Source organism: Aeromicrobium stalagmiti, from assembly GCF_013283745.1.
Lineage (GTDB): Bacteria > Actinomycetota > Actinomycetes > Propionibacteriales > Nocardioidaceae > Aeromicrobium > Aeromicrobium stalagmiti.
The window spans coordinates 25,815-43,481 of record NZ_JABSTZ010000004.1 but is presented as its reverse complement, the minus strand read 5'-3'; the positions used below and the strand labels follow the sequence as shown (position 1 = coordinate 43,481).

Sequence of the window (17,667 nt, the reverse complement as noted above, 5' to 3'; positions counted from 1 at the left end):
GTGGGTGGGTGTACAGACAGATTAGTCGACTTGAGGCCACTTCGTGGCCGCGGCTCGTGCGGCACGGGGGTCAGGAGTGACGAGTGGTGTTCTGCAGCGCCGGTGGGAATCGGAGTGCCGGCCGCAGCGCGTACATCGCGTCGAGCAGCGCATAGGTGCGTTCGACCCCGTGCGGCTTGGAACGGCCGCTCATCAGCGCGTCGTGCAGGAAGGCCATCTCGCTCGACAGCCGTTGATATCGCTTGACGACCTGACCGGCCACCTTGCCGTGGTTCTTGGTCGCAAATCGCCGCGCGGCCTTGCGATGGCCGAAGCGCGACAGGTAGGGGATCTCCGCCGGGTGGATCCAGCCGCGCTGCGCGACGTACGACAGCGACCGCTCCAGGATCCGCACCTGTCGCACGCGGACCACGATGGCCAGGACGGCCGTGGCCAGCAGCAGTGCGGCGAGCGCCAGGTAGGCCAGGACGAAGGCCGTGCCCGTCTCGTCATAGCTCAGCGAGCCGTTCCAGAGGGCGTGCAGGCCGATGCTCGCCGCCAGGCCCAGCGTCCCGATGAGGAAACGGGCGACCTTGGACTTGCGCGAGACGGCGAGGCCGATCGCCACGCCGAACGCGGCGGTGAACAGCGGGTGCGCGAAGGGGCTGAACAGCCCACGGACCACGAACGTGCTGGTGACGCCACCGGCGCCGGCGACCTGGTAGTCGGCCGACTCGGTGTAGCTGCTGGCGTAGTAGCCGATGTTCTCGATGAACGCGAAGCCGATGCCGACGATGCCGGCGTAGATGAGTCCGTCGAGCACCCCGTCGATGACGCGGCGCGAGCGCACGAACGTCAGCAGCAGGAACAGACACTTCGCCGGCTCCTCGGCCAGCGGCGCGACGAAGGACGCCGTCGCGTCGTCGCTCAGGTCGAACGCCTTCTGCGCCCAGAGCTCGAGGGTCAGGGCGATCGCGACGGCGACGACCCCGCCCCAGACGAAGCCCGCGAACTTGTAGCGGCGCGGCTCGGGCTCGTAGCGGTCGAGCCACCAGAAGACGAACCACAGCAGCGGCAGCGGGATCATCGCGTAGAAGAGCGACAGGCCGGTGCCCTCGCCCGAGCCCGCGCTGAGCGAGATGCCGATGCCGCCCACTGCTCCGGCGATCGCGATCACGATGAAGCTGACGAGCAGCAGCGTGCGGCCCCGCTGACGGACCACCTCGCGATAGGGGGGCAGCGCGGCTGGAATCGGGCTGGCTGTCACGTCCGTCACCCGTCAGATCGTAGGGCATCGCCCTTCGGTGCGCGGGACGTGACAGCCGCGGTGAGCAGCGCCGATAGTCTGGCCTCAGCGCGCCCGTAGCTCAGCTGGATAGAGCAAGAGCCTTCTAATCTCTAGGTCGCAGGTTCGAGTCCTGCCGGGCGCACCCCGTCCCCGCTCCCGCCCACCCGTGTCACCAGCTCGACGTCGTGATGCCGGGCAGCTCGCCCCGGTGGGCCGCAGTCCGGAACCGGATGCGCGACAGCCCGGCGAGGCCGACGTAGCCCCGCGGCCGACCGTCGACCTGGTCGCGGTTGCGCACCCGCACCGGCGAGGAGTCGCGCGGCAGGCGCGCGAGCGCCCGCCCGGCCGCGATCCGTTCGTCGAGCGGGAGCCCACGATCCCTCGCGGCGGACCGCAACGCGGACCGCCGCTCCGCGTACCGCTCCACGACCACCTTGCGGCGCTCGTTGGCGACGATCTTGCTGCGCCTGGCCATCAGCGCTCCTCGCGGAAGTCGACGTGCTGGCGGACCACGGGGTCGAACTTGCGCAGGACGATCCGGTCGGGGTCGTTACGACGGTTCTTGCGGGTGACGTACGTGAAGCCGGTGCCCGCGGTCGACCGCAGCTTGACGATGGGACGGATGTCGTTGCCCTTGCGTGCCATCAGATCTTCTCTCCTCGTGCCTGGATGTCTGCGACCACGGCGTCGATGCCGCGGACGTCGATCGTCTTGATGCCTCGGGCGCTGACCCGCAGCGTCACGTGACGCCCCCAGGTCGGCACCCAGTAGCGCTTGCGCCCGATGTTGGCGTCGAACCGCCTCTTGGTCCGACGGTGCGAGTGCGAGACGTGGTGACCGAACCCCACCGTCGCGCCCGTGACCTGACACACCCGTGACATGCGCCGCTCCTTATGTAGACTGACAATCATTCTCATTAAGTCTACCCACAGGAGCAAGTCATGACGAAGAGCATCCCCGCGGCGGTGGCCCCATGAGCACGCCGCTCGTGCTGCTGACCGGGATCGACGCCGACGCGATGGCGCACGCGATGGTCGGCCTGCAGTGGGACGCCCCCCGGGCCGTCGCCGTCCGCCACACGATCGACGTCGACGAGCAGGTCCTGACCCGAGTCGTCAGCGACATGACGGGGGTCGTCGAGCGGGTCCACATCGACCTCGCCCACGCCTGCGTCGGCTGCGCCCTGCGCGAGGACGTCGTGCCGACGCTCGAGCGCCTCGCCGACGACGGCCGGTGGAGCACGATCATCGCGCACCTGCCGATCGCGGCCGGAGCCGAGCAGATCTGCGCGATCCTCGACCACGACGCCGTGCTCGGCGCGAAGCTCCACGTCGCGTCGGTGCTCGCCGTCGTCAACGGACCGACGGCTCGCGAGGACCTCCTCGGCGACGACCTGCTGCGCGAGCGGCACCTGCAGACCTCCGTCGAGGACGCACGCGGTGTGGCCGAGGTGCACGCCTCGCTCGTCGAGCACGCCGACATGGTCGTCGTGGTCGGCGACATCGAGGAGACCGACCGGGATCTCGTCCGGGCACTGCTCCGCCCCGGTGCCAGCGAGGTCGTCGACCACCTCTCGATCGACACCGCCGCCGTCGTGGGCGCCCGGCGCTCCCACCGTGACGCGCAGGCGTGGGTCGATCCCGCGCACCGCGCGACCGTCGGGCTCGTCGAGATCGGAGCGGCATGGACCGTGGAGCTGCGGTCCGACCGACCGTTCCACCCCGAGCGGCTGATGGCCAACCTGGAGGGTCTCGGCGGCGGCGCTCGGCGATCTCGGGGCTGCTTCTGGCTGCCGACGCGTCACGACCAGATCTGCGAGTGGGACGGCGCCGGCGGTCAGCTGAGCGTCGGCCCCTGCGAGCACGGATCGAGCGAGCCGCACGTCCGCCTCCTCGTGACCGGCATCGACGGCGGCCGGGACGAGCTGCTCGCCCTGTTCAGGTCGTGCCTGCTGACCGACCGGGAGATCGCCGAGCGCGGCACGATCTGGGAGAGCCACGAGGACGGCTTCGAGCCCTGGCTCGGCCCCACCCGTCAGCCTGCCTGACCCACCACCGGACACCCGTCACCCGACCCCGAAAGAGGCACCATGGCCGTCCCCAAGCGCAAGCTGTCGCGCAGCAACACCCGTCACCGCCGCTCGAGCTGGAAGGCGACGCCCGTCGCCTTGGTGCCGGTCACCGTCGACGGCGTCACGCACCGCGTCCCCCGTCGCCTCGTCCGAGCCGTCCAGCGCGGCCTCGTCACCCGCCAGGAGCACGCATGAAGGTCCGCAACTCGCTCAGGTCGCTCAAGAACCAGCCCGGTGCGCAAGTCGTCCGGCGCCGCGGTCGCACGTTCGTGATCAACAAGCAGAACCCGCGCCTGAAGGGCCGGCAGGGCTGACCCGCTCAGGGCAGGGCGTCGAACGCCTCGGGAGTGACCGCTCCCCCGGCCTCGCCCCGCTCCACCGCGGTGAGGAACCCGCGCCGCCGCGCCTCGGCGACCCGGTTGGTCCACGTGCCTGCCGCGCCGCCGAGGCGCTCGGCGAGCGTCTTGGACGGCGTACGATCGCCGGCCTCGACGATCGCGACGTACTCGAAGGCGAGAGCCGCCAGCATCTCGTCGCTGCTGCCGAACGTGCCGCCGTTGCCGGCGATCATCACCGCGAGGTCGACCGGACGGACCGTCGGCACCTGCACCTCGGCGCTCTTGGTGGCCAGACGGCGGGCCTCCGACAGCAGCGAGCCCAGTGGCAGCTCGCGGACGTCGTTGCCGTTGATGCTCGCGTCGTGGTCGAGCAGACGCAGGGTCACCTCGCGGATGTTCCACTGACGGTGGGTGCCGCGGCGGTGCAGCCTGACGCCGACACCCCAGTCGTCGGCGAGGCGCATCGCGACCAGCTGGTCGCCGTCGTCGCCCGGACTCACCGCGTGCGGCTCGAGGAGCCCGTCCAACAGCTCGTCGAGGTCCATCGCCGCTCCTCAGTGGTAGTGACTTGACGTTACCACCGCACGGGTCTCAGCGCAGGTGATCTGCAGCCGCTGCACGGACAGCGGCCGCCACTGCGTCGAGCGCCGGCGTCCGCAGCGTCCACTGCTGCCAGTGCAGCGTGACGTCGACGTGCTGGCCGGGGTCGAGCTCGACCAGGCGCCCGTCGCGCTCGGCGTCGAGGCTCTGCTCGTCCGGCAGCATCCCCCACCCCAGACCCAGCAGCACGGCCCGGGCGAACTCGACCGACGAGGGCACGTGGTGGCGCGGGGGCGACAGCCGGCTCCTCGACCGTCGGCGCAGGTAGGCGTCCTGCAGGTCGTCCTTGCGGTCGTAGACCACGACGGGTGCCGCGGCGAGGGACGACGCGTCGACGCCGTCGGCGAACCACCGCTCGACGACGGCGGGGGTCGCCATCGGTCGATATCGCATCGAGCCGAGCCGCTCGACCCGGCACCCCTGCACCGGCCGGTCGTCGGAGGTGATCGCCGCCATGACCGTGCCCGACCGGAGCAGGTCGGCAGTGTGCGCCTGGTCGTCGCGGTGCAGGTCGAAGCAGATCGTCGGGGGCAGCGTCGCCAGCGCCGGAAGGATCCACGTGGCGAGCGAGTCGGCGTTGACGGCGATGGGAATGGTGACCGTCGCCTCGACCCCCGTCTCGGCACGAGCCTCGTGCACCAGGGCGTCGACCTGGCGCGCCAGGCGCACGTAGGCCTCACCGGCGTCGGTCGCCGCGGTCGGTCGCGCGCGTCGCACGAGCACCTGCCCGGTCGACTGCTCGAGCGCCTTGATGCGCTGACTGATCGCCGACGGGGTGACGTGCAGCGCCGAGGCCGCGGCGTCGAAAGATCCCTCGTCGACCACCGCGGCGAGGGCCTGCAGCTGGGCCAGATCCATGTGAAGCAACACTAATGCAAGGCAAGAAACATTCGTTGGACTTCAGCAAGTGGGACCTCTAGCGTCGACGACATGACCCACGCCGCGCTCGTCGCCTCCGCCTCGGGGCTCGGCTTCGGGCTGTCGCTCATCATCGCGATCGGCGCCCAGAACGCCTACGTCCTGCGCCAGGGCCTGCGCCGGGAGCACGTCCTCCCGGTGGTCGCGATCTGCGCCGGGTCCGACGCCGTCCTGATCCTGCTCGGGGTCGGCGGGCTCGGCTCCCTGCTCGAGCTCGCCCCGTGGCTCACCGACGTGATGCGCATCGGCGGCGCCGCCTTCCTGCTCACGTACGCAGCCCTCGCGGCGCGCCGTGCCTGGCGCCCCGCGGCGCTCGACACCGAGGCCGACGGCAGGTCGACACCGCTGTGGCCGGTCGTCACGACGATCCTCGCGCTGACCTGGCTCAATCCCCACGTCTACCTCGACACGCTCGTGCTGCTCGGGTCGGTGGCCGCGACGCACGGCGACGACCGGTGGTGGTTCGGGCTGGGCGCGGCCGTCGGCAGCGTCGTCTGGTTCACCACCCTCGGCTTCGGCGCGCGCCTGCTGCGGCCCGTGTTCGCGCGCCCGGTCGCCTGGCGGGTGCTCGACGCGCTGATCGCGATCGTGATGGTCGCCATCGCTGCCACGCTCCTGCATGGTCTGATGGGCGGGTGAGAGCGTTCGCCGTCGTCGTCGCAGGTGGTGCCGCCGGCACCCTGGGCCGGCACGGCGTGTCGTCGTGGCTCGACAGCACACACCTCTTCCCCACCGGCACGTTCGTCGTCAACGTCACCGGCTCGTTCGTCCTCGGCGCCCTGCTGGCAGCGCTGGTCGTCCGTGGGGACGACACGGGCGACCGCCGCACGCTCCGTCTCCTGCTGGGGACGGGCTTCCTCGGCGGCTACACGACCTACAGCGCCCTCGCGGTCGAGACCGACACCCTGCTGCGCGGCGACCACGTGGCCCTCGGCCTGACGTACGCCGTCGGCTCGGTGCTGGCCGGCCTCGTCGCTGCCGCCGCCGGCATCGCAGCCGCCCGGGCGGTGACGCGATGACGACGCTGCTGATGGCCCTGGCCGGGGGGCTCGGCGCGGGCACGCGCTACTCGCTCGACGCGTGGATCCGACCGCGGACGTCGGACCGCCTCCCGTGGTCGACGCTCGTCATCAACGTCACGGGCTCGTTCCTGCTCGGGCTGCTCGTCGGGCTGGCCACCGGCGACGCCTGGCTCACGATCCTCGGCACCGGCTTCCTCGGCGGCTACACGACGTTCAGCACCGCGAGCGTCGAGACCACGCACCTGGCGCTCGAGCGCAGGTACGCAGCAGCCGCCGTCAACGCCCTGGTGATGCTCGTGCTGGGCGTTGCGGCGGCTGCGTGCGGGTATGCCGTCGGGCGCTAGGCCTTCTTGGCCGCGTCGATGGCCTTCTGGATGTCGGCCTGCTGCGGGATGGTGTTGCCCTCGCCGCTGACGTCCTTGCCGTCGATGCGCATCGTCGGGGTGCCCGAGACACCGTCGTCCTTGCCCTGCGAGAGGGCGTCCTCGATCCACGGGGTGAACGTCTGCTTGTTGATGCAGGCGTCGACGCCGGTGACTCCGGCCTCCTTCGCCCACTCGATCAGCTGGGAGTTCTCCGGTCCGGCGCCGCCCTCCTGGGGCTGGTTGGCGAACAGGATGTCGTGGAACGCCTTGAAGGCCTTGGGCCCGCCCTTGTCGTTGACGCACGCGGCGGCGTTCCAGGCACGCTGGGAGTACTCGTTGGTGCTCTGGTTCACGAGGAACGCGTAGGGGCGGTACTCGATCTGGATCTCACCCGCGGCGACCTGGTCGCTCAGGAAGGAGCCGGCGGTCTGCTCGAGGGCGCCGCAGCCGGGGCACAGGAAGTCCTCGTACAGCGTCACCTTGACGGGGTCGGCGTCGGAGGCCGGGGCCTTGCCCGTCGCGACCTCGGGCGTGTAGAGGATGCCGTAGTCCTTGTTGACGTTCTGCGGAGTCGTCAGCTCGGTGGCGATCTCCTTGTCCTTCTTCATGCTCTGGTAGCCGAAGCCGGCCAGCGCGATGAGCGCGACGACCACGACCACGATGCCCACCGTGATGAGGTTGCGCTGCTTGCGGTCGGCCTTCTCGCGCTCCTTGCGCATCTGCTCCGCGCGCGCGGCCCGTTCCTGTCGATCGTTCGCCATGTCGTTCCTCAGTCTGTCCAGCCGCATCGGTCGCGACGTGTTCGGGGATGGGCACTCGACGTCCTGCCGGTCACCGAAGGGACCAACGCAGAACCGTCGCCGAAGGTTCCTCGTGAGCCTACCGGCCCGTCCGAAGCCCCATCGCGGGCGTCGCAGTAGTGTCGGGGCGTGAATGACAAGCTGGTGTGGATCGACTGCGAGATGACCGGACTCTCCCTGGAGGCAGATGCGCTCGTGGAGGTGGCGGCCCTCGTCACCGACTACGACCTCAACGTGCTCGGCGACGGTGTCGACCTCGTCATCAAGCCCCCGCAGGCCGCTCTCGACCAGATGAACGACTTCGTCACCGACATGCACACCAGCTCAGGACTCCTGACCGAGCTCGAGACCGGCCTGAGCCTGCGCGAGGCCGAGGAGCAGGTGCTGGCGTACGTCCGCGAGTTCGTCAAGGAGCCGGGCAAGGCGCCGATGGCCGGCAACACGATCGGCACCGACCGCTCGTTCCTCGCCCGCGACATGACCGAGCTCGAGGGCTGGCTGCACTACCGCGTGATCGACGTCTCGTCCATCAAGGAGCTCTCGCGCCAGTGGTTCCCGCGGGCCTACTTCGCCGCGCCGACCAAGGGCGGGCAGCACCGCGCGCTGGTCGACATCCAGGAGAGCATCGAGGAGCTGCGCTACTACCGCCGTGCCGTCTTCACCCCCGATCCGGGCATCGACTCCGAGTCCGCCAAGGCCATCGCGGCCGAGGTCTCGGGCTCGGTGACGGGTCAGGCCTGAGTCGGCCCACCCGGTCGTGAGCACGGTCGGGCTTGCGTTAGACTCTTCTTCGCCGTGTCGGGCGTATGCCCGGCACGCGTGGTGGGTGTAGCTCAGCTGGTAGAGCACCGGCTTGTGGTGCCGGTGGTCGCGGGTTCAAGTCCCGTCACTCACCCCACATGACAAGGCCCCCGGACCGCGGTCCGGGGGCCTTGTCATGTCACCGGTCAGGCCGGGTGCAGGCTCACTTCGTCGTGATGTCGATGTCGCCGCTCGCCGTGGTCGCGCGCACGAACCCGTCGCCGTCCTCGTCGGACGTGAGGTCGGAGGACTCGTCCCCCGACGTCGACTTCATCGTGACGGCGTAGGTGACCTTGCCCGTCGGGATGCGGGCCGAGATGTCGCCGCTGCTGGTCGTCGCCTTGAGGGCGAAGGGCTGGGTCTTGAAGTCGGCCGAGATGTCGCCCGACGCGGTCTCGGCGGAGAACTCGTCGACCGTGAGACCGCGGCCCGAGATGTCGCCGCTGCCGGTCTGCACCGTCAGCACGCCCTCGTCGACCGTGTCGGCCACGACGTCGCCCGCCGTGGTGCGGATGACGACCGGGAACCCCTCGGGGATCTCGAGGGTCGTGTCGACGCCGCAGCCGGGGTTGAGCCACGTCTGGCAGCCCGAGAGGATCTTGATCTCGTCGCCGCGACGACCCACCTCGAACGACGTGGTGCGCAGCCCGCTCGTGATCCTCGCTGCGAGGCGGATGACGTCCGGTCCGCCCTGGACGATCTTCACGTCCGCGTCGCCGGCGTCGACGACGATCTGCTGGGAGTCGCCGATCTCGATGACGCTCGTCGAGACCTTGGTGTCGCGCATCAGGATGGACGCACCCAGCACCAGCCCGGCGACGAGGCCGACGAACAGGATCGTGCCGACGACCGTGATGAGGGTGCGGGACGCCGGAGAGCGGACGTCGTAGTCGGCGACGACCTCCTCCTCGGTCACGAGGCGTCCCCGGTGCTGGGCTGGGTCGAGACCGGCACGACGTCCTCGGCGCCCATGCGTGCGGCGTCGGCGGTCTCGTCGTCGGGCATCGTCTGGCTCTCGCGCTCGGCGGCGACGCGCTTGAGGTAGTGGTCGACCTCGTTGTCACGCTGCGCCTCGGTCCAGCCGAGCACGTCGCCCATGAGCCCGGCGACCTCCACCGCGACGTCGGTGCCGCGGTCGAACGTCTCGATCGAGATCCGGGTGCGGCGCGCGATCGCGTCGTCGAGGTGACGGGCGCCCTCGTGGGACGCCGCGTAGGAGATCTCGGCCCGCAGGTAGTCGTCGGCACCGGTCAGCGGCTTGCCGAGGTCGGGCTGCTCGGCGATCAGGTCGAGCAGCTCGCCGATGAGCGAGCCGTAGCGGTGCAGGAGGTGCTCGATCCGGCCGACGCCGAGCCCGCTCGACTTCGCGATCATGTGGCGCTGGTTCCACAGCGCCTGGTAGCCGTCGGCACCCAGCAGCGGGACGTCCTCGGTCACCGAGGCGGGCGCGTGACGATCGAGCTGGGTCGTCATGCCGTGGACAGCAGCGTCGACGGCATCCTTGGCCATGACGCGGTAGGTCGTGTACTTGCCGCCCGCGATGACGACGAGTCCCTTGACGCTCGTGCCGACGGCGTGCTCGCGCGACAGCTTGCTGGTCGCCTCGTCCTCGCCGGCCAGCAGCGGGCGGAGTCCGGCATAGACGCCCTCGACGTCCTCGTGGGTCAGCGGCTCGACGAGCACGCTGTTGACGTGCTCGAGCAGGTAGTCGATGTCGCTGCGGCTCGCGGCCGGGTGGTCCTTGGACAGCGACCAGTCGGTGTCGGTCGTGCCGATGATCCAGTGACGTCCCCACGGGATGACGAAGAGCACGGACTTCTCCGTGCGCAGGATCAGGCCGGACTCGCCCCGGATGCGATCGCGCGGCACGACGAGGTGCACGCCCTTGCTCGCGCGGACGTGGAACTGGCCACGCTGCCCCGCGAACGACTGGGTCTCGTCGGTCCACACGCCGCTGGCGTTGACGACCTGCTTGGCGAGGATGTCGAACTCGCGGCCGGACTCGAGATCCTTGACCCTGGCGCCCACGACGCGGTCGCCATCGCGCAGCAGGTCGATGACACGGGTGCGGCTCGCGACGTGCGCGCCGTAGGCCGCGGCCGTGCGCGACAGGAACATCGTGTGGCGGGCGTCGTCGACCTGGCCGTCGTAGTAGTGCAGGGCGCCGATCAGCGCGTCCTTCTTGAGCGCCGGCATCAGCCGACGCGCGCCGCGGCGCGTCAGGTGACGGTGCAGCGGCACGTCCTGCCCGTAGCCCGACGCCTTGCTCATCGCGTCGTAGAGCGCGACGCCGGAGCCGGCGTAGAAGCGCTCCCAGACGCGGTGGGTCAGGGGATAGATGAAGCCGACCTCGTGGACGAGGTGGGGCGCGAGCTTCTGCAGGCTCAGACCGCGCTCCTTGAGCGCCTCGGCGACCAGCCGGAAGTCGAGCATCTCCAGATAGCGCAGGCCTCCGTGCATGAGCTTGCTCGAGCGGCTCGAGGTGCCCGACGCGAAGTCGCGCGCCTCCACCAGGCCGACCGTGAGGCCTCGGGTCGCGGCGTCGAGGGCGGCGCCGCCACCGACGACACCACCGCCGATGACCAGGATGTCGAGCGGGGTCGACGCCATGGCGTCGAGGGCTGCTTGGCGGTTCTCGGGGGACAGGGCGACAGATCGCATGCCCCCAGTCAATCAGCCCGACCCAGCAAGGGCGAACGCCCGCCGCAGGATGTGACTCAGTCGACGTCGACCCAGCCGAGAGTGCGTTCGACGGCCTTCTTCCACTGCGCGTGACCCGCGGTGCGCTGCTCCGGCGTCGAGGTCGACTCCCAGCGCTTGGCCTCGTTCCAGTTGGCGACGAGCTCGTCGGTGCCGGCCCAGAAACCGACCGCGAGGCCTGCGGCATAGGCGGCACCGAGCGCCGTCGTCTCGGCCACGACCGGACGGCTGACCGCCACGCCGAGGACGTCGGCCTGGATCTGCATGCAGAGCTCGTTGTCGGTGACACCACCGTCGACGCGCAGGATCTGCAGGTCGAGAGCGGCGTCGGCGACCATCGCGTCGACGACGTCCTTGCTCTGGTAGCAGATCGCCTCGAGCGCGGCCCGGGCGATGTGGGCGACGGTGTTGTAGCGCGAGAGCCCCACGATCGCGCCGCGCGCGTCGGAGCGCCAGTAGGGAGCGAACAGGCCGGAGAAGGCGGGGACGAAGCACACCCCGCCGTTGTCGTCGACGCTCGCCGCGAGCCCCTCGGTCTCGGCCGCCGCCTTGATGACGCCGAGCTGGTCACGGAGCCACTGGATCGCGGACCCCGTGACGGCGATCGAGCCCTCGAGGGCATAGACCGCCGGGGCGTCACCGAGCTGGTAGGCGACCGTCGTCAGCAGGCCGTGGGTCGACCGCACGATCTCGGTGCCCGTGTTGAGCACCAGGAAGTTGCCGGTGCCGTAGGTGTTCTTGAGCTCGCCGGGCTCGAAGCAGACCTGTCCGACGAGGGCCGCGTGCTGGTCGCCGAGGTCGCCGGCCACGGCCACCTCTCCCCCGAATGGCCCCTCGGCCTCGGTGTGGCCGTAGACCTGCGAGGACGACCTGATCTCCGGCAGCATCGAGCGAGGGACGTCGAAGATCGCCAGCAGCTCGTCGTCCCAGGCCAGCGTCTCCAGGTCCATCAGCATCGTCCGGCTGGCGTTGGTGACGTCGGTGAGGTGCAGGCCGCCGTCCGGACCGCCGGTGAGCCACCACATGAGCCAGGTGTCGATGGTGCCGAAGATCGCGTGCCCGGCCTCGGCATCGGCGCGGGCGCCGTCGACCGTGTCGAGGATCCACTGGATCTTGCTGCCCGAGAAGTAGGGCGCCGGGGGCAGTCCGGCCCGGTGACGGATCCGGTCTCCCCGACCGTCCTTGTCGAGGGCGGCGACGACCGTGTCGGTGCGGGTGTCCTGCCAGACGATCGCGTTGTAGTACGGCACCCCGGTGCGCCGGTCCCACACGACGGTCGTCTCGCGCTGGTTGGTGATGCCGATCGCCGCGAGGTCGCCCGCGGTGATGCCGGCGCGGCCCATCGCGGTCTGCACGACGTCCTGGGTCGCCTCCCAGATCTCGTGCGGGTCGTGCTCGACCCAACCAGCCTGCGGGAAGATCTGCTCGTGCTCGAGCTGGTGCCGCGCGACCTCGTGGCCGTCGTGGCCGAAGATCATGAATCGTGTGCTGGTGGTGCCCTGGTCGATCGCACCGACATACTTCGCCATGGCCGAGACCCTATCCGTAGGCTCGCCCCATGCGTCTGATCCTCATCCGCCACGGCCAGACCCCTGCCAACGTCGCCGGCGTGCTCGAGTCGACCGTGCCGGGTCCCGGTCTCACCGACCTCGGCACGACCCAGGCCGAAGAGCTCGTCGAAGCCCTCGCCGGCGACTCGATCGACGCCCTCTTCGTGTCGAACATGGTGCGCACCCATCTCACGGCGGCACCGCTCGCGGCCGCCCGTGGTCTCGACCCGATCGAGCGGCCCGGGCTGCGCGAGATCGCGGCCGGCGACGTCGAGGGCAACACCGACGAGGCCTCGGTCCACCAGTACGTCTCCACGCTCCTCGCGTGGTGCGGTGGCGACCTCGACGTCCGGATGCCCGGCGCCGAGTCGGGTCACGAGGTCATTGCCAGGTACGACGAGGTCGTCGCCGAGGCGGAGGCCCTGGGCGTCGGATCGGTCGCGCTCGTCAGCCACGGCGCCGTCATCCGCGCCTGGTGCGCCGCCCGCACCGACAACGTCGATCTCGAGTTCGTCAGCACGCACTACGTCGTCAACACCGGCATCGTCGTCGTCGAGGGATCGACGGAGCAGGGATGGGAAGTCACGTCCTGGCTCGGCGAGAGCATCAGCGAGGCCGCGGCTCGCGGTGTCACCTCCGACCACAGCCCCGCCTCGGAGCCGCTCGAGGACTGATCCCCGGGCCGCGGTCACCACGATCGGACGGCGCGTGCTCCCGTGGGATGAGACGATGCCGACGAGAGGCAACGCCAGCAGGGTCGTACCTAACCAACAGGTACCTGAGTCGTTGACGTAGGCATGCGCTGGATCCGAAAGCACCCCCGCCAGTCCGCTGGTCTGTTCGCCGTCGCCATCGGGATCGTCCTGGCGGTGCTGGCCGCGACCAACCTGCTCGGCGGCGACGACTCTGACCCGCTCGCCGGATCCGGTGACTCCAGCACCGAAGGGCCCGTCGAGGACCCCTTCCTCGGCCCGGCCGAGGACATCGCGCCCGACGACACCCCTCCCACGAGCCTCGCCGACCTCGACCCCAACCAGGGACGCGTCGACTTCGCGGGCTCGAACGGCGGTGGCGGCCTGCAGGGCCAGGGAGCCACCACGGGACTCCCCCGTCACTCGCTCACGGTGCGCATGACGTCCAAGGAGCCCATTCGCGGCGTCGGCTACATCATCCCGACCAGCCTGGCGAAGTACTACGGCGTCGAGCGCAACGTCGGCACCTCGTGGACCCTCAAGACCACGGTCTACGGCGACCCGGCCTACGCCCAGGTGTTCTCCCAGGCAGGCGCCCGCGGATTCCCCGTGACCTGCACGATCTCCGTCGACGGCAAGGTCACGGAGCAGCGGGCCACCGAGGGTCCGTACGGCCAGCTCTACTGCGTGGGCTGACCGCACGGACCGCTCAGGCGGAGGTCACTCGGGCTGCAGCATCTCGCCGTGGACGTCCGCGTGCGGGACGGTCGGGATCGTGCCGAGACGCCCCTTCTGGAAGTCCTCGAACGCCTGCATGACCTCGGCCTTGGTGTTCATGACGAACGGGCCGGCCCAGGCGATGGGCTCGCGGATCGGCAGCCCGCCGAGCAGAGCCACCTCCAGGGTGGGGTTCTTGCTGTCCTGCTTCTGGTCAGCACCGACCGTGATGGTCTCTCCGTGGCCGAGGACGGCCAGCTGGCCGGCCCGGATCGGACGACGGTCGCGGCCGACGTAGCCGGTGCCGCTCATGACGTAGACGAGGGCGTTGAAGTCGGTGCGCCACGGCACCGTCATCTTCGCGCCCGGCAGCAGTGTCGCGTGCACCATCGCCATGGGCGTGTGGGTCGACCCGGGACCCTTGACGCCGTCGACCTCACCGGCGATCACGCGCAGCAGCGCGCCGGCGTCAGGGGTCGAGGCCAGGCCCACGTCTCCGCCGCGGATGTCCTGGTAGTGCGGCGGCAGCCACTTGTCGGCCTTCGGCAGGTTGACCCACAGCTGCAGGCCGTGGAACGTCCCACCCTTGACGACGAGCCACTCCGGCGGGGTCTCGATGTGCAGCAGGCCGCTGCCGGCGGTCATCCACTGGGTGTCGCCGTCGGTGATCGAGCCGCCACCGCCGTGCGTGTCCTGGTGGTCCATGACGCCGTCGATCATGTAGGTCACGGTCTCGAAGCCGCGGTGCGGGTGCCACGGGGTGCCCTTGGGCTCGCCGGGCTCGTACTCGACCTCGCCCATCTGGTCCATGTGGATGAACGGGTCGAGCTTCGCGGCGTCCACGCCCGCGAACGCGCGGCGGACGGGGAAGCCTTCTCCCTCGTAGCCGGTGGGGGCGGTCGTCACGCTGACCGGGGCTCGGTCCTCCTCCTGCGTCGGCGCAGCGATCACGCGGGGCAGGACGGTCCAGTCGGCAACGTTCACAGCAGGCATCGCGTTCTCCTTCGTAGGTCTGACAATCTAGTTCAACATTCAACTACCGTCAAGCATTCCATTACTCTCGATCCATGGATGCTGCACTGATCGACGCGATCCGGGCCGACCTGCGCGACGAGGCCGACCCCTCCAGGGCGCCCGGCATGCAGGCGTACATGAAGTCGGCCCTGCCGTTCCTCGGGGTCCGCCTGCCTGCCGTCCGGACGATCGTCGCGGCAGCCTCCCGTCGACATCCGCCACAGGGCCTCGACACGCTCGACGCGAGCGTCCGTGAGCTCTGGGACGGCGCAGAGTTCCGCGAGGAGCGCTACGCGGCCGCCGCCCTGCTGCGGCTCCCCCTGGCGCGAGGAGAGCTCGCTCTGGTGCCGCTGATCGAGCACCTCGCCACGACCGGCGCCTGGTGGGACCACGTCGACGACCTCGCGGGCCGCGTGGCCGACCTGCACGACGCGCACCCTCGCGAGACGGGCGACATCGTCCGGGCCTGGAGCGTCGACGACGACCTCTGGCTGCGCAGGCTCGCGATCATCAGTCAGCTCGGTCGCCAGGACCGTGTCGACCGCGCCCTGCTCGCCGACGTCATCATTCCCCGCCTGAGCGACCGGGAGTTCTTCGTGCGCAAGGCGATCGGCTGGGCGCTGCGGGACGTCGCGCGGGTCGATCCCGCCTGGGTGCGGCTGTTCGTCGCCGATCACGAGGACAGCATCAGCGGGCTGAGCAGGCGAGAGGCGCTCAAGCACCTGCAGTGACACCCGAGCCGCACGACCAAGGCCTCACGCGACGGGGATCGACCCTAGGCTGGGCGACATGACGTCGACCAGCACCGCTCCCGAGCGCCACGACATCGTGATCGTCGGCGGAGGCCACAACGCCCTCGTCGCCTCGATCTACTTGGCCCGCGCCGGCAAGGACGTGCTCGTCCTCGAGCGGCTCCCGCACGTCGGGGGCGCGGCCATCAGTGCGCGGCCCTTCGATGGCATCGACGCGCGCCTCTCGCGGTTCTCCTACCTGGTGAGCCTGATGCCGCAGCAGCTCATCGACGAGCTGGGGCTGCAGCTGGAGCTGCGATCGCGCGACACCGCGTCCTACACGCCGTACGACGGTGGCGGGCTGCTCGTCGAGACGGCGGAGGGACCGGCTACCGAGGAGTCGTTCCGGGCCCTGACCGGCAACGACGACGAGCTCGCCGCGTGGCGCCGCTTCTACGCCGAGGTGGGCACCGTGGCCGAGGCCCTGGCCCCCACCCTGCTGTCGCCTCTGCCGCACATCGGCGAGATCCGCGACCGGGTCGAGATGGCGATCTGGACCGACCTGGTCGACGAGCCGCTCGGCACCGCGATCGAGCGCCGCTTCTCGAACGACCTCGTGCGCGGCGTCGTGGGCACCGACGCCCTGATCGGCACCTTCGCCTCCCTGCACGACCGCACGCTCGTGCAGAACCGCTGCTTCCTCTACCACCTGATCGGCAACGGGACCGGCGAGTGGCGGGTGCCGGTCGGTGGCATGGGAGCCGTCACCGGTGAGCTCGAGCGGGTGGCCCGCGAGGCCGGGGTCCAGATCCGCACCGACACGGCAGCGACAGCGGCGACGGCCACCGAGTCCGGTGTCACCGTGGCCGGTGACGGGTTCGCGGTCGAGGCCGACTGGCTGCTCAGCGGCGTCGCACCGTACGTCCTGGCGGGCCTGCTCGGCGATCCCCTCCCCCCGAAGCCGTCGGGCTCCCAGTTCAAGATCAATCTCCTGGTCTCCCGACTGCCACGGCTGAGGTCGGGCATCGATCCGGCGGTCGCCTTCGCCGGCACGTTCCACCTCGGCGAGTCGATGACCGAGCTGGAGGACGCCTACGCGCAGGCGGCCGCCGGCGCCCTCCCGAGCCGCGCCGCCGGCGAGCTCTACTGCCACACCCTGACGGACCGATCGATCCTCGGGCCCGACCTGGCCGCGACCGACGCCCAGACCCTGACCTACTTCGGCCTGCACACCCCCTACGAGGTGATGTCGGACGAGGCCGCGGGCCGGGCCGCCTACGCCCAGTTCGTCGCTGCGCTCGACGAGCACCTCGCCGAGCCGATCGAGCCGCTGATCCGTGGCGTCGAGCACAGGACGCCGGCGCAGGTCGAGGAGGCCCTCGCCATGCCCGGCGGACACATCTTCCACGGCGACCTGCAGTGGCCGTGGCTCGAGGAAGGCGAGAGGCCCCGCCATCCCAGTGAGAAATGGGGTGTCGCCACCGGGAGTCCGCGCGTCCTCGTCTGCGGGAGCGGGGCTCGACGGGGCGGCGCCGTGAGCGGGATCGGCGGCCACAACGCAGCTCATGCGGTACTCGATTATGAGCAGGCGGGAGGGCCCTGCTAGTGTTTCTCGTCGCGCGGCATTAGCTCAATTGGCAGAGCAGCTGACTCTTAATCAGCGGGTTCGGGGTTCGAGTCCCTGATGCCGCACCAGCGCGAGAGGCCCCGGTCACCCGGGGCCTTCGTCGTTCCACCGGAGGCACTCATGGACGCTCGATCACGGCTCGAGTCGGACCGCCGGACGACCTTGGCCCGGCTGGCCCTCCTGCAGCGTGACGTCGCCGCCATCATCGCCGCCTCGGAGGGCTCCAACGCCGACGACGAGCACGATCCGGAGGGCGCGACGATTGCGTTCGAGCGGTCGCAGGCGACCTCCCTGGTGCAGCAGGCCGAGCGCCACCTCACCGAGATTGATGCGGCGCTCGCGCGCCTCGACGACGGCACGTACGGCGTCTGCGAGGTCTGCGGAGCGCCAATCCCGGCCCCCCGCCTCTCGGCCCGTCCTGTGGCCCGCACCTGCGTCACCTGCGGTTGACGCG

The 17,667-nt window shown here is 70.4% G+C and carries 23 protein-coding genes and 3 tRNA genes; 15 read left to right on the top strand and 11 right to left on the bottom strand.

Features of this window, described 5'->3' with window-relative positions:
- Nucleotides 1-70 precede the first annotated feature (70 nt).
- Entirely contained in the window at nucleotides 71-1,255 is a 1,185-nt protein-coding gene (locus tag HQK15_RS14960) for a PrsW family intramembrane metalloprotease (protein WP_173492312.1), read from the bottom strand.
- A gap of 80 nt (nucleotides 1,256-1,335) precedes the next feature.
- On the opposite strand from HQK15_RS14960, the gene HQK15_RS14955 reads away from it, so the two are divergent.
- Nucleotides 1,336-1,409 (top strand) — tRNA-Arg (locus HQK15_RS14955).
- Between the two features lie 27 nt (nucleotides 1,410-1,436).
- Here HQK15_RS14955 and rpsN read toward each other — a convergent pair.
- The 3 genes from rpsN to rpmB are packed head-to-tail and all read right to left on the bottom strand — an operon-like array spanning nucleotide 1,437 to nucleotide 2,148.
- Nucleotides 1,437-1,742, bottom strand: a complete 306-nt coding sequence (gene rpsN / locus HQK15_RS14950) for a 30S ribosomal protein S14 (protein ID WP_173492311.1) — start codon at nucleotides 1,740-1,742, stop codon at nucleotides 1,437-1,439.
- Nucleotides 1,742-1,912 carry a 50S ribosomal protein L33 gene (gene rpmG, locus HQK15_RS14945; RefSeq protein ID WP_173492310.1) on the bottom strand — a complete coding sequence of 57 codons (171 nt, stop codon included), beginning with the start codon at nucleotides 1,910-1,912 and terminating at the stop codon, nucleotides 1,742-1,744. The genes rpsN and rpmG overlap by 1 nt, the downstream gene beginning before the upstream one ends.
- Nucleotides 1,912-2,148 carry a 50S ribosomal protein L28 gene (gene rpmB, locus HQK15_RS14940; protein ID WP_173492309.1) on the bottom strand — a complete coding sequence of 79 codons (237 nt, stop codon included), beginning with the start codon at nucleotides 2,146-2,148 and terminating at the stop codon, nucleotides 1,912-1,914. Before rpmB ends, rpmG begins: the two co-directional genes overlap by 1 nt.
- 92 nt (nucleotides 2,149-2,240) lie before the next feature.
- Here rpmB and HQK15_RS14935 point away from each other — a divergent pair, with 92 nt between their 5' ends.
- Genes HQK15_RS14935 through ykgO form a run of 3 tightly spaced genes read left to right on the top strand, consistent with a single transcriptional unit; the run spans nucleotide 2,241 to nucleotide 3,652 of the window.
- A complete protein-coding gene (locus HQK15_RS14935; RefSeq protein ID WP_173492308.1) occupies nucleotides 2,241-3,314 on the top strand; it encodes a GTP-binding protein in 1,074 nt (357 codons plus the stop codon).
- A gap of 42 nt (nucleotides 3,315-3,356) precedes the next feature.
- Nucleotides 3,357-3,533 carry a 50S ribosomal protein L32 gene (rpmF, locus tag HQK15_RS14930; protein WP_173492307.1) on the top strand — a complete coding sequence of 59 codons (177 nt, stop codon included), beginning with the start codon at nucleotides 3,357-3,359 and terminating at the stop codon, nucleotides 3,531-3,533.
- Entirely contained in the window at nucleotides 3,530-3,652 is a 123-nt protein-coding gene (gene ykgO / locus HQK15_RS14925) for a type B 50S ribosomal protein L36 (protein WP_173492306.1), read from the top strand. Before rpmF ends, ykgO begins: the two co-directional genes overlap by 4 nt.
- Before the next feature lie 5 nt (nucleotides 3,653-3,657).
- Here ykgO and HQK15_RS14920 read toward each other — a convergent pair whose 3' ends face one another.
- Both HQK15_RS14920 and HQK15_RS14915 read right to left on the bottom strand, forming a co-directional pair.
- Nucleotides 3,658-4,221: a hypothetical protein gene (locus HQK15_RS14920; protein WP_173492305.1), complete on the bottom strand. Its 564-nt coding sequence runs from the start codon at nucleotides 4,219-4,221 to the stop codon at nucleotides 3,658-3,660.
- A 46-nt stretch (nucleotides 4,222-4,267) separates the two neighbouring features.
- The gene (locus HQK15_RS14915; RefSeq protein ID WP_173492304.1) at nucleotides 4,268-5,134 is read right to left on the bottom strand and encodes a LysR family transcriptional regulator ArgP; all 867 of its coding nucleotides are present in this window, start codon (nucleotides 5,132-5,134) and stop codon (nucleotides 4,268-4,270) included.
- A gap of 72 nt (nucleotides 5,135-5,206) precedes the next feature.
- On the opposite strand from HQK15_RS14915, the gene HQK15_RS14910 reads away from it, so the two are divergent.
- Genes HQK15_RS14910 through HQK15_RS14900 form a run of 3 tightly spaced genes read left to right on the top strand, consistent with a single transcriptional unit; the run spans nucleotide 5,207 to nucleotide 6,560 of the window.
- Nucleotides 5,207-5,833 (top strand): LysE/ArgO family amino acid transporter, encoded by a 627-nt coding sequence (locus HQK15_RS14910; RefSeq protein ID WP_173492303.1) that lies wholly within the window; start codon nucleotides 5,207-5,209, stop codon nucleotides 5,831-5,833.
- Complete coding sequence (locus HQK15_RS14905; RefSeq protein WP_173492302.1) at nucleotides 5,830-6,213, top strand: fluoride efflux transporter FluC; 384 nt, start codon at nucleotides 5,830-5,832, stop codon at nucleotides 6,211-6,213. The genes HQK15_RS14910 and HQK15_RS14905 overlap by 4 nt, the downstream gene beginning before the upstream one ends.
- Nucleotides 6,210-6,560 (top strand): fluoride efflux transporter FluC, encoded by a 351-nt coding sequence (locus HQK15_RS14900; protein ID WP_173492301.1) that lies wholly within the window; start codon nucleotides 6,210-6,212, stop codon nucleotides 6,558-6,560. Before HQK15_RS14905 ends, HQK15_RS14900 begins: the two co-directional genes overlap by 4 nt.
- On the opposite strand, the gene HQK15_RS14895 is transcribed toward HQK15_RS14900, so the two are convergent.
- The gene (locus HQK15_RS14895; protein WP_173492300.1) at nucleotides 6,557-7,342 is read right to left on the bottom strand and encodes a DsbA family protein; all 786 of its coding nucleotides are present in this window, start codon (nucleotides 7,340-7,342) and stop codon (nucleotides 6,557-6,559) included. The genes HQK15_RS14900 and HQK15_RS14895 overlap by 4 nt on opposite strands.
- 168 nt (nucleotides 7,343-7,510) lie before the next feature.
- Here HQK15_RS14895 and orn point away from each other — a divergent pair, with 168 nt between their 5' ends.
- Together orn and HQK15_RS14885 are read left to right on the top strand one after the other, a co-directional pair.
- A complete protein-coding gene (gene orn, locus HQK15_RS14890; protein WP_173492299.1) occupies nucleotides 7,511-8,122 on the top strand; it encodes an oligoribonuclease in 612 nt (203 codons plus the stop codon).
- Between the two features lie 81 nt (nucleotides 8,123-8,203).
- A tRNA-His gene (locus tag HQK15_RS14885) sits at nucleotides 8,204-8,279 on the top strand.
- Between the two features lie 66 nt (nucleotides 8,280-8,345).
- On the opposite strand, the gene HQK15_RS14880 is transcribed toward HQK15_RS14885, so the two are convergent.
- The 3 genes from HQK15_RS14880 to glpK are packed head-to-tail and all read right to left on the bottom strand — an operon-like array spanning nucleotide 8,346 to nucleotide 12,411.
- On the bottom strand, nucleotides 8,346-9,098 hold the full coding sequence (locus HQK15_RS14880) for a DUF4097 family beta strand repeat-containing protein (protein ID WP_173492298.1): 753 nt from the start codon (nucleotides 9,096-9,098) through the stop codon (nucleotides 8,346-8,348).
- Complete coding sequence (locus HQK15_RS14875; RefSeq protein ID WP_173492297.1) at nucleotides 9,095-10,843, bottom strand: glycerol-3-phosphate dehydrogenase/oxidase; 1,749 nt, start codon at nucleotides 10,841-10,843, stop codon at nucleotides 9,095-9,097. The genes HQK15_RS14880 and HQK15_RS14875 overlap by 4 nt, the downstream gene beginning before the upstream one ends.
- Nucleotides 10,844-10,899: 56 nt before the next feature.
- Nucleotides 10,900-12,411, bottom strand: coding sequence for a glycerol kinase GlpK (gene glpK, locus HQK15_RS14870; RefSeq protein ID WP_173492296.1), 1,512 nt, complete (start codon nucleotides 12,409-12,411; stop codon nucleotides 10,900-10,902).
- Between the two features lie 29 nt (nucleotides 12,412-12,440).
- On the opposite strand from glpK, the gene HQK15_RS14865 reads away from it, so the two are divergent.
- Nucleotides 12,441-13,106 (top strand): histidine phosphatase family protein, encoded by a 666-nt coding sequence (locus HQK15_RS14865; protein WP_173492295.1) that lies wholly within the window; start codon nucleotides 12,441-12,443, stop codon nucleotides 13,104-13,106.
- A 123-nt stretch (nucleotides 13,107-13,229) separates the two neighbouring features.
- A complete protein-coding gene (locus HQK15_RS14860; RefSeq protein ID WP_173492294.1) occupies nucleotides 13,230-13,820 on the top strand; it encodes a hypothetical protein in 591 nt (196 codons plus the stop codon).
- 24 nt (nucleotides 13,821-13,844) lie between these two features.
- Here the strand turns inward: HQK15_RS14860 and HQK15_RS14855 are convergent, their stop codons facing one another.
- Nucleotides 13,845-14,834, bottom strand: coding sequence for a pirin family protein (locus tag HQK15_RS14855; RefSeq protein WP_173492293.1), 990 nt, complete (start codon nucleotides 14,832-14,834; stop codon nucleotides 13,845-13,847).
- Nucleotides 14,835-14,908: 74 nt separating this feature from the next.
- Between HQK15_RS14855 and HQK15_RS14850 the strand changes: the two genes are divergently transcribed.
- From HQK15_RS14850 to HQK15_RS14835, 4 genes are all read left to right on the top strand, one after another.
- Nucleotides 14,909-15,586 carry a DNA alkylation repair protein gene (locus HQK15_RS14850; RefSeq protein ID WP_173492292.1) on the top strand — a complete coding sequence of 226 codons (678 nt, stop codon included), beginning with the start codon at nucleotides 14,909-14,911 and terminating at the stop codon, nucleotides 15,584-15,586.
- 58 nt (nucleotides 15,587-15,644) lie between these two features.
- Nucleotides 15,645-17,192 (top strand): phytoene desaturase family protein, encoded by a 1,548-nt coding sequence (locus HQK15_RS14845; protein WP_173492291.1) that lies wholly within the window; start codon nucleotides 15,645-15,647, stop codon nucleotides 17,190-17,192.
- Between the two features lie 13 nt (nucleotides 17,193-17,205).
- A tRNA-Lys gene (locus HQK15_RS14840) sits at nucleotides 17,206-17,281 on the top strand.
- A 52-nt stretch (nucleotides 17,282-17,333) separates the two neighbouring features.
- The gene (locus tag HQK15_RS14835; protein WP_173492290.1) at nucleotides 17,334-17,663 is read left to right on the top strand and encodes a TraR/DksA family transcriptional regulator; all 330 of its coding nucleotides are present in this window, start codon (nucleotides 17,334-17,336) and stop codon (nucleotides 17,661-17,663) included.
- Nucleotides 17,664-17,667 lie beyond the last annotated feature (4 nt).

Bases quoted from the DNA above. Each gene is read 5' to 3' on its own strand.
- rpsN (WP_173492311.1), bottom strand. From the start codon at position 1,742: ATGGCCAGGCGCAGCAAGATCGTCGCCAACGAGCGCCGCAAGGTGGTC.
- rpmG (WP_173492310.1), bottom strand. From the start codon at position 1,912: ATGGCACGCAAGGGCAACGACATCCGTCCCATCGTCAAGCTGCGGTCG.
- rpmB (WP_173492309.1), bottom strand. From the start codon at position 2,148: ATGTCACGGGTGTGTCAGGTCACGGGCGCGACGGTGGGGTTCGGTCAC.
- HQK15_RS14935 (WP_173492308.1), top strand. From the start codon at position 2,241: ATGAGCACGCCGCTCGTGCTGCTGACCGGGATCGACGCCGACGCGATG.
- rpmF (WP_173492307.1), top strand. From the start codon at position 3,357: ATGGCCGTCCCCAAGCGCAAGCTGTCGCGCAGCAACACCCGTCACCGC.
- ykgO (WP_173492306.1), top strand. From the start codon at position 3,530: ATGAAGGTCCGCAACTCGCTCAGGTCGCTCAAGAACCAGCCCGGTGCG.
- HQK15_RS14920 (WP_173492305.1), bottom strand. From the start codon at position 4,221: ATGGACCTCGACGAGCTGTTGGACGGGCTCCTCGAGCCGCACGCGGTG.
- HQK15_RS14915 (WP_173492304.1), bottom strand. From the start codon at position 5,134: ATGGATCTGGCCCAGCTGCAGGCCCTCGCCGCGGTGGTCGACGAGGGA.
- HQK15_RS14910 (WP_173492303.1), top strand. From the start codon at position 5,207: ATGACCCACGCCGCGCTCGTCGCCTCCGCCTCGGGGCTCGGCTTCGGG.
- HQK15_RS14900 (WP_173492301.1), top strand. From the start codon at position 6,210: ATGACGACGCTGCTGATGGCCCTGGCCGGGGGGCTCGGCGCGGGCACG.
- HQK15_RS14895 (WP_173492300.1), bottom strand. From the start codon at position 7,342: ATGGCGAACGATCGACAGGAACGGGCCGCGCGCGCGGAGCAGATGCGC.
- HQK15_RS14875 (WP_173492297.1), bottom strand. From the start codon at position 10,843: ATGCGATCTGTCGCCCTGTCCCCCGAGAACCGCCAAGCAGCCCTCGAC.
- glpK (WP_173492296.1), bottom strand. From the start codon at position 12,411: ATGGCGAAGTATGTCGGTGCGATCGACCAGGGCACCACCAGCACACGA.
- HQK15_RS14865 (WP_173492295.1), top strand. From the start codon at position 12,441: ATGCGTCTGATCCTCATCCGCCACGGCCAGACCCCTGCCAACGTCGCC.
- HQK15_RS14860 (WP_173492294.1), top strand. From the start codon at position 13,230: ATGCGCTGGATCCGAAAGCACCCCCGCCAGTCCGCTGGTCTGTTCGCC.
- HQK15_RS14855 (WP_173492293.1), bottom strand. From the start codon at position 14,834: ATGCCTGCTGTGAACGTTGCCGACTGGACCGTCCTGCCCCGCGTGATC.
- HQK15_RS14850 (WP_173492292.1), top strand. From the start codon at position 14,909: ATGGATGCTGCACTGATCGACGCGATCCGGGCCGACCTGCGCGACGAG.
- HQK15_RS14845 (WP_173492291.1), top strand. From the start codon at position 15,645: ATGACGTCGACCAGCACCGCTCCCGAGCGCCACGACATCGTGATCGTC.
- HQK15_RS14835 (WP_173492290.1), top strand. From the start codon at position 17,334: ATGGACGCTCGATCACGGCTCGAGTCGGACCGCCGGACGACCTTGGCC.